The organism is Paenibacillus sp. FSL R7-0297, from assembly GCF_038009025.1.
Lineage (GTDB): Bacteria > Bacillota > Bacilli > Paenibacillales > Paenibacillaceae > Paenibacillus_AQ.
This window is the reverse complement of sequence record NZ_JBBPAQ010000001.1, coordinates 6,479,095-6,493,027: the sequence shown is the minus strand read 5'-3', so window position 1 is coordinate 6,493,027 and position 13,933 is coordinate 6,479,095. Positions and strand designations below refer to the sequence as shown.

Genomic DNA, 13,933 nt, shown 5'->3' with positions numbered 1-13,933 from the left:
TTCTTTAACCAGGGTAAAGGGGGGAGCGTATGAAGTATGAATTTTCTGCGCGCGCACATACGTTGTTGTCATCACCACTGCTGAGTATCCGCAAACAGACGCGGCGCGGCACACTGATCTCACTGGCGGAAGAGCTGCCGGCGGAGGAATTATTCCCGTTGCCGCTATTGTCAGAAGCGGCGTCGATAGTGATTTCAGCAGATGCCGGAGCTCTGCAGTACGGCGATCCCGAGGGCTATGGCCCGCTGCGGGAGTGGCTTACCGGAGATTGGCTGGGAGGCAAAGGGGTAAATGTGGCCGAAGGCGGAGTTCTTCTGACAACGGGAAGCCAACAGGCCATCGATTTGCTGGCCAGAGTCTATATAGATCCCGGTGACCGGGTGCTGGTCGAGAATCCGACCTCTCCGGGCATTCTGCAGGCGCTACGGATGCAGGGAGCCGTGATCATTCCGGTGCAGGGGGATAAGGACGGCCTGCTGCCCGATCATCTGCGCAGCGGAATCCGCCAGCACCGGCCCAAAATGCTGTTTGCCACGCCGAGCTTTACCAATCCGAGCGGTGTGCTGTGGAGCCTTGCACGGCGCAAGGAAATCCTTGAGCTGTGCACCTCGCATAACGTGCTGATTATTGAGGATGATTCGTACGGTGATCTGCATTTCCAGCGTTATGATGAGCATCCATCTCTGAGATATCCTTCCCTCTACGCGCTGGAGAATGTCAGCGAGGGCGGGCATGTGCTGTATATCGGTTCATTCAGCAAAACGGTTGCGCCGGCGCTGCGGACGGGCTGGGCGGCGGGAAGCCGCGAACTGATCGGGATGATGACCGCTGCGAAGCAGATGGCGGACTGGCAGTCCAGCTCGCTGAACCAGCGGCTGCTGCATCATCTGCTTAGTGTAAGCGCCTTTGATCTGCGGGAGCATATCACCCTGCTGAACCGGGAATACAACACCCGCCTGAAGCTGATGGCCGAGCTTCTGAAGCGCCCGGCCTGGAAGAGCAGCGTTTATGATATGCCGGTTGGCGGGATGTTCCTCTGGGTGTCGCTGCCGGAGGGGCTGGATGCCATGGCACTGCTGCGTGTCTCATTGGCTAAAGGCGTAGCCTTTCTGCCCGGACCGCTCTGCAGTGTAAGCGGAGGCTCGGACCGGATCCGGCTTAACTTCAGCCACCCCGGCCGGGATGAGCTGCTGCTGGGCATGAATCTGATGAGTGAAGCGGTATCGGAGTTTACGGCGCGGAGCTGAGAGTGACGGGAATAACCGGAGCATGATATAGAAGAAGGATGACTGCTTGCCATGGAATGGCGGGCGGTTGTCCTTCTTTTTTTGGGCTGAGTGTCGAATGTATTTCAAACCCAAGGAACCGGAGCTGAAAGAAAATGAAAATAAACAAACCATATAGGTTGGCAGCTTGTATTGCAGTATTGCTACTGGGAGGATGCAGCAGTAATCCGCAACCACCGGATGCGGCTGTACCCACTGAAACCGCAGGACCAGCCTCTGGCACTGGTGAAACGGGCCGTTCGGCTTTAGATACTCCTGTATGTGAGGAACCGGTCAACAAGCTGCACTACAGCCGGAATCAGCTCCAGGAGATCCGGGAAGCGGCGCAAAAAGCCGGCCTGGTGAACGTATATATTCCTGAGATTGGCGGCGGTCCGGATGATTATTTTGAAGAGGCCAAGGTGGACGGAAAAAGGTTGACCCTTCATTTCATCCGGATGGCGATAACTGAGTCTATGGAGGAGCTGGAGCCCGCGGGCGGAAATAGAACGGTTAAGAAGGTGCAGCTGTCCCCGCAATTGGAAGGAAAGTGGATTAGCGAAGAGGATAGTACGGTGGAATATTTGTATGGTGAAATAGATAACACCCATTTTGAAATCTTCTCAGCCAGAATGTTTGACCGGAAGGATTTTGAGCAGACAGCCCAATCATTGATTCTGCTCCAGCAGAAATAACACACCTGTAAGTTTCCGATGAGCAGGAATGATGTAATAGAGAACATACTGGAGTGCAGCAATTTGACCAAAGGATACAGAAGGAAGGTTGCACTGGACAGTTGGAAGCGCAGATGAGCATACCCTCAGCAGAGTGAAGCGGACTCAAAAGACCTTATTTCCCGAAAAAACCCGATTCTGAGGCTTAATCGGACTGAGAATCCGCTAACTTGTTCATTTGGACTTGAAACGGGTTGTGGCAGACTCAATAACGGAATCTGAGTCCACTTAGCGAGAAAAACTGACAGATTTGGGAAAATAGCGGATTTCCAGTCCGTCTGACTAGCGAATGGTCCAGAGGGGCTATGACAAACCCCGCCAAGCACCCGCAGAGAACGTGCGAGAAGTGCTAACCGCAAACATGATTCAAAGAATCCATAGCCCCCTCCTGCAGGCAAGCCGCCTACAGCTTGCCTGCACTGATCTCCGCGATCGCCGCGTATTCGATCAGCGCTGCAGTGCCGGCGGCCGTGAGCGTGTAGCGGCCGCGTTCGACCCGTAAGAACCACGCATAGTAGTTCTTCTGCAGGTAGGCGGCGGCGCCCGGCACGCCGCTTCGCTTACGCAGCGCGGCGGGCGTCACGCCGCGCACGGCTGGGTCGGGCGCGCCGCCCAGCGGGGCGCGCCCATCTGTGAGGCCGGCCGCGCCAGCAGCGGCTTCGGCCTCCAGGGCCTGCAGCGCGGCGGCCACGCGCAGCGCCTTCTCGCGGTAGGCCGTCACTAGCTTGACGCGCGTGCTGCCGCCGGTGTTGTAGTCCCCGCTGCGCTCGCGGAACTCGTAGAGCAAGCGCTCGCGGCGGCGTACGGCGCTGCGGGCCTGCGGCGGCGCCTCGCCCGGCTCCGCGAGCACCTCGACGAGCGGGGCCTTCGTCTTGTAGAAGACGACGGTGATCAGCCCGAGTCCGAGTCGGCGGCAGAGCCCGCTGAGCTCGCCCCAGCGCTGGTTCACCGCGCCTTTCTTATCCCGTACGCGTTCCACGGCGAGATAGACATTCGGGCTAAGGCGCAGCCGCTCCACCCCCTGCAGCAGCAGGGCGAGGTTGAACGATTTTTTCATCTCCACAATCAGCGGCAGATCCTCGTCTTCCCGGATGCCGACCAGGTCGCAGGTCCGCACCTCACCCTTGATGTCATAGCCCTGCCGCTCAAAAAAACTCTTCAAAGGAGCATACAGCTCCGTTTCCTGTTTGATTGCCATTGTAGTCACTCCTGCGCTCTTAATGCAGCGTAATTATTTAAGGGAAATCATGATTCTCTATTATAGCACAGCAAAAAAGAGGTCAACTATTCCGGGCTCGCCGCATAGGTATGTAATACACTTTCTAAGCTTGGTGGAGCAAGTAGGAGCGCAAGAGGAGGCAGCGAGCCATGGATATTTTTGAGCGTATAGCTTCGTATCGGGCTGAGAACGACCGTTTGGCGTGGAGCGGCACTTTCAAGGACTATATAGAACTGCTGAGAAAAGACCCCTCTCCCGCTAAAACGGCTCATTCCCGCGTATACGACATGATCAAGTCACACGGCGTCGAGGACATCAACGGACGTAAACGGTATAAGTTTTTTGAACAGGAAATCTTTGGGCTGGACCGTGCGGTGGAGAAGCTGGTGGAGGAATATTTCCATTCCGCCGCCCGGAGGCTGGATGTGCGCAAACGGATCCTGCTGCTGATGGGACCGGTCAGTGGAGGGAAATCGACTCTCGTCACTCTGCTCAAACGCGGACTGGAGCAATATTCGCGCACGGATGCAGGTGCGGTATATGCCATTGCAGGCTGCCCGATGCACGAGGATCCATTGCATCTGATTCCGCTGGAGCTGAGGCCGGAGATCGAGCGGGAGCTGGGTGTACGCATCGAAGGCAACCTCTGCCCGTCCTGCCAGATGAGGCTGAAGAATGAGTATCACGGTGACATTGAACAGGTTGCGGTAGTCCGGGTGCTTTTGTCAGAGGAAGAACGGGTGGGGATTGGTACGTTCAGCCCATCCGATCCCAAGTCACAGGATATTGCCGACCTGACGGGCAGTATTGACTTCTCGACCATCACGGAATTCGGCTCGGAATCCGATCCGCGTGCCTACCGCTTCGACGGTGAGCTCAACAAGGCTAACCGCGGGGTAATGGAGTTCCAGGAAATGCTCAAATGCGATGAGAAATTCCTCTGGAATCTGCTGTCGCTGACCCAGGAGGGCAATTTCAAGGCCGGGCGCTTCGCGTTAATCTCGGCGGATGAGATGATTATTGCTCATACCAATGAGACCGAGTACAAATCTTTTATCTCCAATAAAAAGAACGAAGCTCTCCAGTCGCGCATGATCGTCATGCCGGTTCCTTATAATCTGCGGGTCTCAGAAGAGGAGAAAATCTACGCCAAGCTCATCGGACAGAGTGATATGAAGCATGTGCATATTGCTCCTCATGCGCTGCGTGCGGCGGCGATCTTCTCGATCCTGACCCGGCTCAAGGAGAGCAAGAAGCAGGGCATGGACCTGATCAAGAAGCTGCGCATGTACGACGGCGAAGAGGTGGAGGGCTACAAGGAAGCCGATCTTAAGGAAATGCAGACTGAGTATCTGGATGAAGGGATGTCCGGTATCGACCCGCGTTATGTCATCAACCGTATCTCCAGCGCCTTGATCAAAGGCGACCTGCAGTGCATGAACGCACTGGATGTGCTGCGGGCGATCAAGGACGGCCTGGACCAGCATCCTTCGATCACGAAGGAGGAACGCGAACGTTACCTGAACTTCATTTCCATTGCCCGCAAGGAATACGATATTCTCGCCAAGAGTGAAGTGCAGAAGGCGTTTGTGTACTCTTTTGAAGAATCCGCCAAAACACTGTTCGAGAACTATCTCGACAATATCGAAGCCTTCTGCAACTGGTCCAAAATCCGCGACCCGCTCACGGATGAGGAGATGGAGCCGGATGAGCGGCTGATGCGCTCCATTGAAGAGCAGATCGGCATTTCCGAGAATGCCAAGAAGGCCTTCCGCGAGGAGATCCTGATCCGCATTTCCGCGTACTCCCGCAAAGGCAAGAAGTTCGAGTACAACAACCATGACCGGCTGCGGGAAGCGATCGAGAAGAAGCTGTTCACCGACCTGAAGGATATCGTCAAAATCACCACCTCCTCCAAAACGCCGGATGAGAGCCAGCTGAAACGCATCAACGAAGTCAGCCGCCGCCTGATTGATGAGCACAATTACTGCCCGATCTGCGCCAATGAGCTGCTGAAATATGTCGGAAGCCTGCTGAACCGCTAAAGCTATCAGAGAATAGGATATGGACTGCCTGCTGGCGGTCCTTTTTTTAAGATATAAGATTCGCCATAAATTATTCTTCTATTTCTCGCTGAAACGGATACCCTCCTCTTAAGGACGGTATCCGTTTCCACTTGAATATGCGCCAGAATTAAAATATAGCAGTTGGATTTTCTCCACTTGCTGATGAACAACAGAGCCTTGCTAAAACAGCAGTTGGAAAAAGAGCACTTAAATAGTTTCAGATCACTCAAAGTCGCTGAAACCCCGAGCAATAGATGTCATTTTTCCAATTAATGTCCTATGAACCTCCGAAATCGAATAATTAAGACACCTTTCTCCACTTGCTTGTGGGAACAGCTGGTTTCCAGCCCTACAGCCAGCTCAGTGATCCTTCTGAAAGTCGCTGGCGGTTCTGCTAAAGCTCAGCGGAACTTTCATATACAGATACTGTTACTGAACAGATGTTGAGCGGACGAGGTATAGTCTTGAAAAAGGGCGGTAAAGCCGTTTCCAATTGAAGTATAATTTATATGCTTCACGCTTGTCCGTATGTATACCGGCGCACGGAGAATAGGGGCTGACCGCCCCCTCCTGCACTAAAAGTCAGGGGCGGATCAAACCTCCGGCCCGGTTACTCCTTGGCCTCCTGATTCTTGCCGCCAATAGTAAAGCCTAATTGTCCGTTATATTTGCCTACCTGTCCGGTAACGCCTAAGCCTGCGCCCTGACCTCCGCCGAGCTGCGCCTTGGCCTGGGCACCGAGCCCATTCTCACCGCCGAGCTGCAATTGGGTCTGGAGTCCGGCCCCTTGACTTAAGCCCAGATGACCGCCGGCCTCTGCACTCAGACCGTGTTCACCTCCGGCTTGCGCCCCTGTATGGAAATTGGCTCCCTGGCCGCCGCCCAGCTGGGTAGCTGCCTGGGCAGCAAGGCCGTATTTGCCGAAGGCCTGGGCTTCTGCATTAAGTCCAAGACCCTGGCCGCTGTCCAGATGGGTGTTACCTTGTGCCTGGATTCCATAAGAAGTGTTGCCGATATGGCCGCCTGCATGCATACCAGCGCCGGTGTATGCTACATTCCCGCCGGCATTTACACCGATGCCGTGTTTACCGCCTACTTCACCTCCGGCATCTACATGAATCCCTTGCCCGCTGCCGACATCTGCGTTCATATGCCCTTTTACGAATTCATTTTTTACACTTTGGTTTTCTGTTGCCGTAAGGGTGTGACCGGGTTCTGAGCGGACCAGATGGTAATAATGCGAGTAAGGAAAGGAAGTGTTACGCGGAGCATAAGGATAGGCGGATGGATAAGCTTGACTGTTCAGATATTCGTTCTCAAAGGTCATGAGGGTACCTCCATTATTCAATTAATTACAACAGCCTATTCATCTCACCCTTGAAGTGATACGATTCAGGGGAGTTAAAAGTGTGTTGTAATGACAGCAGCGCTGTGCTACATTATGAATGAATTAAATATTATTCACTCAGGCACGGAGGGCTTACGGATGGAAGATAAGAAGGCTGAGATTTTCAGATGCGGCAAAGAGCTGTTCAGCTCCAAAGGCTTCAAGGACACCAATATTTCCGACATCACCAAAATGTGCGGGTTCGCCGTAGGCACGTTCTACAATTATTACGCCTCGAAGGAGAAGCTGTTCATCGATATTTATCTGCAGGAGAACGAGAAGCTGAAGCGGAGCATCCTGCAGTCTTCGGTTAATCTGGACGATGAGCCTGCCAAGGTGCTCAAAGAAATCATGGCGCTTAATTACAGCGGAATCCATAGTAATCCAATCCTGAAGGAATGGTACAACAAAGCTCTATTCAGCAAGCTGGAGAAGGAATTCTATGAGCATGGCGGAATAGAGGGTATTCATGAAATGATGAACAGCGGTACGCTGGAATTAATCCGGTACTGGAAGACCAAAGGGAAGATCAGAGAGGATCTGGAGGACGGCATGATTCTTGCCTTGTTCAACTCCGTGCCGTATATTGACATCCACAAGGAAGAGATCGGGGTTAGCTATTTTCCACAGATTCTGGATTATTTGGTCGAGTTTATCATGAAAGGCTTGACGGATACACAGTCCTGACAAGAGCATCAGGCATCTTTTGGCCGGAGGCGGAATACATTATTAAATGTTCAGGGAATGTACTGGACATTTTATTTTAGCTAGTGATGAATGAATATAATTAAGTTCATTCATATTATGAATATATAGAATCGAGGCGCTATTATGAAGACAATTATTATTTACCGGTCAGGCCGCAGTATGAATACACACAGGATTGCAGCTGCTATGGCTGAAGTGCTGGGTGCAGATTTGGCCAAAGTGGAGGACGTTAAGCCGGAGATGCTGTCCGGATATGATCTGATCGGTCTAGGTTCAGGCATTTACGCCTCCAAAATCCACCGGAAGCTGACCAAGTTCATCAAGAAGATGCCGCTCCGGGATAAGAACGTCTTTATTTTCTGCACATCCGGGTCGGGGGAATTCAAGAACAAAGCACAGGTCCAGGCCAAGCTGGCAGCCAAAGGCTGCAACGTCGTCGGTGAGTTCCACTGTCCCGGGGAGTTCAGTCCGCTGGGCTTCAATCTGGATAAAAAAGGGCATCCCGATGAGCAGGATTTCGAGGATGCCCGTGCATTTGCGGCTGGTGCGTCTCTTCAAATTGTAAATAAGTCTAAAGTGGACTAGTTGGCTGCTGCAGTGCTTGCGGTTATGCTGCCTCCGGTCAGGCTGTCGATAACAATGCTATAGACAGTTGATGCCTGAAAGTCCGGCTCCACCCCGCTCAGTTGCCAGTTGGCGTATAGGCTGGGGTTCTTGCTGGTGGCAGTGCCCCCTGTAAATTCGACCAAGCGCTCCCGGTTCAATATATCTGCGTCATTGACTGCAGCGTTAAAGCCAAAGACGGTCCCTTCCTGCAATTGAAGAGGCGTCATATTAGCCAGGGGCAACCGGATCAAGTATGTGGACAGCTTGAGCGCTTCGTCCCGCAGCACCTGAACCCATTCCGATGGCTTTTGCCCGTAGCTCTGGCCGTATGCCGTTGCTGCCTGCCAGGAATACACCTCATTGCCTGCTCCGGTGTAAGCAAAACCATATTCGTAATCATCCGTGCTGTATTTGGTGGCCTTGTCGTTCAAGGGGTCGATGCTGATCTGCACATTATCTCCATCCCAGATATTCATACCCGATTTATTATTGAACTGGTAATCATCATACACCTGGGCTAGCACGTACAAGGCATCCTCATCCCATTGAGTATACATTCTGGCTGCCACATTGCTAGTCTGCCAGGCTTCGGCGGACAGGGGATCGGCAGGCGGATTGAGGTAGATGGGATAGGCTTTCTTCCAAGCCTCCAGATTGCCGTCAAAGCCTGCTGTTGTCAAGGGCTGCTCCGCCCTCACCATTACCGCAAAGCTCAAGGGCAGTATGGCGGACTTTAGCAGATTCCCCTCGGTGTCCTTCACCCGGACTGCAAACGAATATTCGTGTAGCGGTTGGTTGCGGACCGAGCTTACGGAAAAGGTCACCGCTTGAATCTCTCCGGCACTCAGGCTATAAGGTTTGCTGGCATCCATGATCCACCCTGGAGGAGGGTCAATTTCAACAGTACCGCTTAGCACATCAGTGAATAGATTGTTCAAGTTGACCGTGATACTGTCGAGCTGATCCATGGTTTGCCCACTAGGCTTCAGGCTATAACTCACCTTTTCGGCAATGTTCACGGGAATAGCTTTGGTTCGCAGTACTTCGCCGTTTGGATTCTCCAATATCAGATCAAGAGAAGAGGGGCTGCTTAATTGAAAATCAGAAGAATGAATAGTGAAGGGAATCTGCATATTTGTCCCCGGCTCAACGGATACTTCTGTTTCGGCAATGATTCGGTTTGCGCCTGATTCCACTAATTTAACCTTGGCGGACAGCGTCGCTCCTCTTGCATTGGTTACGGCAGCCTGGATCGAGGCCGATCCTCCCTCGAACAAGGACACCTTGGAGGGATAGCTGCTCAGCAGCAAGTTTGTTGGCTCTGCAGCCTCGAATTCGCTAATCTTGGCAGCCCAACGCGCCAAACGCCCGGCAGTCTGATCCCAGGCCAGCGCCATCTCCGGACGGTCAGCCTGCAAGTAGGTAGCTGCCTTCACGTTCCATTCACGGGCATGTCGCATGATCTCCTGGGCAAATGACTGACTGCCTCCAGAAATATTCTGCAGCTTGGCCTGGATCAGGCTGCTCGTATTCACAAGCTCAGCAGTGGAGGACAAGGCGGTCAGCGTCGGCTGGTTCTGTGAGTCCTGCATCAATGCCTCCAAAGGCTTCACTGCCAGATGATAGGCGTATAGCATACTCATCGCATTCTCCATGGTGAAGGTTCCCGCCTGTGCTTCCTCCACGATGCCTTGGCCCAGCAGCTCATATTGATCTGCCAAAGCCTTGATCTCGGCGTATGCACCGCTGCCGAAGCCGCTCGCGTACAGACTCTGCAATTGGCTCTGGAGAGCCGGGGCTGCGGATAAGGAGCTACCCCATTCCGCCAACCAATTCTGGTGGAGGCTTACCGCTAATACCTTCAACTGCTCCTTGGCCCAAGCCGGGTCAATTCCGGTAAAATAAACCGGAGAAGAGCCAACGGTATAGCTGTTGCCGGAGCTGTGGGATGGAAGCGGATTGCCCATGTAGTCGGTTTGCGTCAGATTGCCGGTCAAAGCAATAGATTGGCTCCCGCCTGTCAAGGACCAGGCAGTGATAACATATTCCTGTTCCTTTTTCCACAAATACGATTTCACTTGGCTTCCTGAATTCATTTCACCGACAAAGTAGGCATCTGCCAAGGCTCTGTTGAGCTGCTGAAAGGAAATCAAGGCTGGTTTGGGCATCCGGTCAATCCGCACGATGCCGAAGTTGTCTTCAGTATACGCAGGGTTGGTACCGTCATCACGCAAATCATAGATGGCGCTCTGCCTAATACCATTGGCGGAAGAGATCAGAAACTGCTTGGTCAGGTAGACGGATTGCTGCTCTTCATTGACGCCTCTGGCATCGGTAGAGGTTGGCCAGCCCACCTCAGTAATATTTTGGTCTTTCCAGGCTCCGTATTTCTTGGTTATGTCGGTATATGATTTCAGTTTGGCCTCATAGCTTGTATCCGGATCGTTAGGATAGATGTATGGATGGAAGGAAACCGCATCAATATAGGGATATACCTCCTGCAGGAACATGTCATCCAAGTACTGGGGACCGTTCTGATTGGCTACGCTGCCCGCAATGATCACCGCATCGGGATTGATTCTACGGATGGCCAGCGAAGCGGATTTCACCAGACGCGCATAGTCACTGACATTGGGCTCCGGCAGCCAGAAGCTGATGTTGGGCTCATTCCACAGCTCGAAGGTGTTGATCTTTCCCTTGTAACGGCTTACCACCTGTTCCACATAGTTGACATAGGCATCCAGCTGCTCTTGTGTGGCGGGTCCGACCTTTACATCCTGTCCGCCATTATATAGCGAATTGGAAAAGCACAGCAGTGAAACAATCTGCATACCCTTGGAGACGGCGTCATTCACCCATTTGTCGGTCTGGGTGAAATCAAAAACACCCTTTACCTTCTCCACCTTGTTCCAGGATATACCATCTCTGATATAGCGGATACCCGCCCTGTCCATCAAAAGTGTGTCTGCGGCATCCGTTTTGTTGCTCTGATCAAAGTGGGTGGCTACTCCAAACAAGGACTGATCATCGCCGAATTGCCGCTCGTAATCGGGAAACACCGCAAAGGTGGCGGAATCGAAGCTGACCACCTGGCGCTGAGCCTCCTTCACCTCTACGTGAAGGGAATGGATGCCATTTAATTGTGGAGGCAGCATGATGGTTTTCACCAAAGATTGAGAGGCCGTAACCATGATGCTTTGTTCCTCCAGCGGTCCGCCTGCAATCTGATGATAGACGCTGTAATTTACCGAATGCTCCGTATTATTGGTGAAATAGACCGAATAGGATACGGTATCCGGGCTATATACCCGGTCTGTCCGGGCCATCTTGACCTCGACAATCTCAGGCACATCGAAGCCGATAAGGCCCAGCTCCCGTTCGGTGTAGCCGATGTGGCGAAGCTGCTCGATGGAATAGTGGTCCTGCAGCACCTGCTTCACCTTGCTGCCCATGGTAGATACATCCAGCTTTACAGTGCCAAAGAAGCTATCCTTGAGGAAAAAGGCCGGTCTGATCATGTTAGTGGTTTTGGCTTCAGCACCGGAGGTTTCTCCTAGTCCACCTGATGGCACGCACAGTACAATGTTAGTGCCCACATTTTTGCCTCGTGCGGAACGAAGCCACCAGCCCCAGGCGGTCATATTATCCTTATATCCCAGTTTTGAGGCATACTGGGCATATTCGGTCTGGGACAGCAAGGCGACGCCGGCCGTCGTGGTGAAGTCTTGTGTATAGGTCGTATTAACATTGCCGCCTTCAGTCAGCCACTGATGCTGGAAGTCAATATGGTTGACGATAGCTGGCTCCAGCTTGACAGAGCTTGTGGAGCTGGGGTCAATAAAATCATGATTCAACCAGTAGGCGATATTATTGGTATCGCTTACATCAAACTTTGCAGTGTTGTCCGGATCAAAGGTGCTGGCGCCGTAATTATTTTTGGACAGCACGAAATACTGGTAAACTCCCGCCGTTACAGTACTGTCGAGCAAAACGAATTCCCGCGTGCCATCTGCCAAACGGAACAGATTGTCCGCAGGGGTCGTAGCGGTGGCTCCAGCCGGTGCAGTATATAACCGATCGATTGCCGCATAGGCGGGCAGCGCACTCATCAGAAGGAGAACTGCCGCAAGGAGCGCTGCCAGTTTTTTTGAATGATAATTTATATACTTCATGCAATGAATTCTCATGCTGTAACCCCATTTCCCTATAATAGACTGATAGTTAATAAGGCAAATTCAGAAACATGGGTGGATGTACTCCGATTTAAGCGGAGCAAGCCGCCATTCAAGCTGACCCGCTCCGCAGCTTCTGCATGAAATTATTTTAATTGGTTTTTGTTCTCCAGATACCACTCGTTGACCGTCTTCTCTACGGCATCGCCTCCCAGGCGCTTCCATTCCTTGCGGATTTCATCAATGCCGGTTTCTGCAGTCATGGAGGTCCCACCTGTCACGACCTTGGCCTCAATTTGCTGGGCAATCGGAGCGAAGGTGGCAATCAATTGGCTGACCTCCGGCTGGCTCGGACCGTAAGCGATATCCCGGCGGTACGTATTTTTCATGGCCAGTGTCAGGGAGTTGGCCTTTTCCTTGGCGTATTCCTGGGACAAGGCGTCGGAGGCCGCCATGACCGGGAACCATTCCGGCTTCTGCTCATATTGGTTGACAATAGGCAGCTCCCGGGCAAAAGTAACTTCCTTGCGGAATTTATCAGCATCAATAATCTGGGGTACACCGTCTACATCTTTGTAATGCACATTTTCCTCTCCGTACTTCAGAGGCTTCCAGCCAGTGTCGATCATCCAATCCAGAAATTTGAAGGCTGCTTCAATCTTGTCCTCTTTGAGATTGCTGTTAAATGATACGAAGATACCCGGTGATGCCTCCTGATACAAGCCGCTTTTGCCATATGGGGTGGAAAGGGATTCCAGTGCTGTCATCTTGGCCTCAGGCACATTCTTCTTCAAATCAAGGAACTCGGCTTCCATATTCCAGGACCCCAGCATAATGCCTGCCTTGCCCGTCGTCCAGAATTGCATGGATCTCTGGAAGTTTTTATCTGTGATATACTCCTTGTCAATCAGACCGCCGTCGAAAAGCTGCTTTTGGAAGGCCAGACTGTCCATATAGCGGTCGGTTACTCTGCCGTATTCCAGCTTGTCGCCGTTTACATACCACTGGCTCTCCGATGCCATAAATAATTCTCTAATAATCGGTACGCCATTGCCGTTGAACACGATCGGCACAGTATCCGCCTTGCCGTTGCCGTCCGGGTCACCATCCTTGAATTTCTTGGCTACCTCGATCAATTCGTCTACGGTTGTCGGGGTCTTGAGTCCCAGCTTTTCCAGCCAGTCCTGTCTGATCCACATGCCATGATTGGCAATGCTTTCGACGCCGCGCACACTGGCAACGGCGTACTTTTTTCCGTCAAAGGTAAGATAGGAGTCGAGCTCCGGATGCTCCTCCAAATATTTTTTGTAGGAGGTGCTGTATTTCTCTATATAAGAATCTATAGGCTGTATCGCACCCTGATTGACCAGTTGGGCAATGTAGTTGCGGTCGTACTCCCAGATGAGGTCTGGAGCGCTGCCGGAAGCAATCAGTGTATTCAGCTTGGTCTGGGCCTCGTTCCGGGGAACCGGCACCCACTTGACAGTCGCAGGAGCATTGTTATTGATCCACTTGGTCCAACGATTGCTTTCATAGTTTCCCTCCTCAGCAGGCACTTCGCCACGATCAAAGACCGAAATGCTGATCTCTTTCTTGGCTGAAGCTTGCGAGGAGGGGCTTGTCCCACCCGCTGTCGAGGCACTTGAATCCTTGTCGGAACCACAGGCTGCCAGAGCTGATACCGCCAGGCAGGCTATCACTACTGTTAAGGCGGCTTTCTTGAATGTTGCCAATTGCTTCATCCCCTTAAAAAAATTTTTTATATATCAAGAGAAG

Annotated in this window: 9 protein-coding genes; 5 read left to right on the top strand and 4 right to left on the bottom strand. The window is 52.4% G+C overall.

What is annotated here, in order from left to right; all coding sequences use genetic code 11:
- Positions 1-29 precede the first annotated feature (29 nt).
- Positions 30-1,247, top strand: a complete 1,218-nt coding sequence (locus MKZ24_RS28285) for an aminotransferase-like domain-containing protein (protein ID WP_042234243.1) — start codon at positions 30-32, stop codon at positions 1,245-1,247.
- A 134-nt stretch (positions 1,248-1,381) separates the two neighbouring features.
- Positions 1,382-1,960 (top strand): hypothetical protein, encoded by a 579-nt coding sequence (locus tag MKZ24_RS28280; protein ID WP_197073058.1) that lies wholly within the window; start codon positions 1,382-1,384, stop codon positions 1,958-1,960.
- A 442-nt stretch (positions 1,961-2,402) separates the two neighbouring features.
- Here MKZ24_RS28280 and MKZ24_RS28275 read toward each other — a convergent pair whose 3' ends face one another.
- Positions 2,403-3,197: a DUF2161 family putative PD-(D/E)XK-type phosphodiesterase gene (locus tag MKZ24_RS28275; RefSeq protein ID WP_340788965.1), complete on the bottom strand. Its 795-nt coding sequence runs from the start codon at positions 3,195-3,197 to the stop codon at positions 2,403-2,405.
- Between the two features lie 170 nt (positions 3,198-3,367).
- Between MKZ24_RS28275 and MKZ24_RS28270 the strand changes: the two genes are divergently transcribed.
- Positions 3,368-5,263, top strand: coding sequence for a PrkA family serine protein kinase (locus MKZ24_RS28270; RefSeq protein ID WP_042234249.1), 1,896 nt, complete (start codon positions 3,368-3,370; stop codon positions 5,261-5,263).
- A gap of 631 nt (positions 5,264-5,894) precedes the next feature.
- Here the strand turns inward: MKZ24_RS28270 and MKZ24_RS28265 are convergent.
- Positions 5,895-6,611 carry a hypothetical protein gene (locus MKZ24_RS28265; protein ID WP_340788962.1) on the bottom strand — a complete coding sequence of 239 codons (717 nt, stop codon included), beginning with the start codon at positions 6,609-6,611 and terminating at the stop codon, positions 5,895-5,897.
- Between the two features lie 159 nt (positions 6,612-6,770).
- Between MKZ24_RS28265 and MKZ24_RS28260 the strand changes: the two genes are divergently transcribed.
- Together MKZ24_RS28260 and MKZ24_RS28255 are read left to right on the top strand one after the other, a co-directional pair.
- On the top strand, positions 6,771-7,358 hold the full coding sequence (locus tag MKZ24_RS28260) for a TetR/AcrR family transcriptional regulator (protein WP_042241978.1): 588 nt from the start codon (positions 6,771-6,773) through the stop codon (positions 7,356-7,358).
- A 144-nt stretch (positions 7,359-7,502) separates the two neighbouring features.
- Positions 7,503-7,964 (top strand): flavodoxin domain-containing protein, encoded by a 462-nt coding sequence (locus MKZ24_RS28255; RefSeq protein ID WP_042234254.1) that lies wholly within the window; start codon positions 7,503-7,505, stop codon positions 7,962-7,964.
- Here the strand turns inward: MKZ24_RS28255 and MKZ24_RS28250 are convergent.
- Positions 7,961-12,157 (bottom strand): sugar-binding protein, encoded by a 4,197-nt coding sequence (locus MKZ24_RS28250; RefSeq protein ID WP_340788960.1) that lies wholly within the window; start codon positions 12,155-12,157, stop codon positions 7,961-7,963. The genes MKZ24_RS28255 and MKZ24_RS28250 overlap by 4 nt on opposite strands.
- Positions 12,158-12,303: 146 nt before the next feature.
- Positions 12,304-13,890, bottom strand: a complete 1,587-nt coding sequence (locus MKZ24_RS28245) for an extracellular solute-binding protein (RefSeq protein ID WP_442950507.1) — start codon at positions 13,888-13,890, stop codon at positions 12,304-12,306.
- Positions 13,891-13,933 lie beyond the last annotated feature (43 nt).

Excerpts from the sequence above, each read along its gene's own strand:
- MKZ24_RS28275 (WP_340788965.1), bottom strand. The coding sequence starts at position 3,197 with ATGGCAATCAAACAGGAAACGGAGCTGTATGCTCCTTTGAAGAGTTTT.
- MKZ24_RS28285 (WP_042234243.1), top strand. The coding sequence starts at position 30 with ATGAAGTATGAATTTTCTGCGCGCGCACATACGTTGTTGTCATCACCA.
- MKZ24_RS28265 (WP_340788962.1), bottom strand. The coding sequence starts at position 6,611 with ATGACCTTTGAGAACGAATATCTGAACAGTCAAGCTTATCCATCCGCC.
- MKZ24_RS28280 (WP_197073058.1), top strand. The coding sequence starts at position 1,382 with ATGAAAATAAACAAACCATATAGGTTGGCAGCTTGTATTGCAGTATTG.
- MKZ24_RS28270 (WP_042234249.1), top strand. The coding sequence starts at position 3,368 with ATGGATATTTTTGAGCGTATAGCTTCGTATCGGGCTGAGAACGACCGT.
- MKZ24_RS28250 (WP_340788960.1), bottom strand. The coding sequence starts at position 12,157 with ATGAAGTATATAAATTATCATTCAAAAAAACTGGCAGCGCTCCTTGCG.
- MKZ24_RS28260 (WP_042241978.1), top strand. The coding sequence starts at position 6,771 with ATGGAAGATAAGAAGGCTGAGATTTTCAGATGCGGCAAAGAGCTGTTC.
- MKZ24_RS28255 (WP_042234254.1), top strand. The coding sequence starts at position 7,503 with ATGAAGACAATTATTATTTACCGGTCAGGCCGCAGTATGAATACACAC.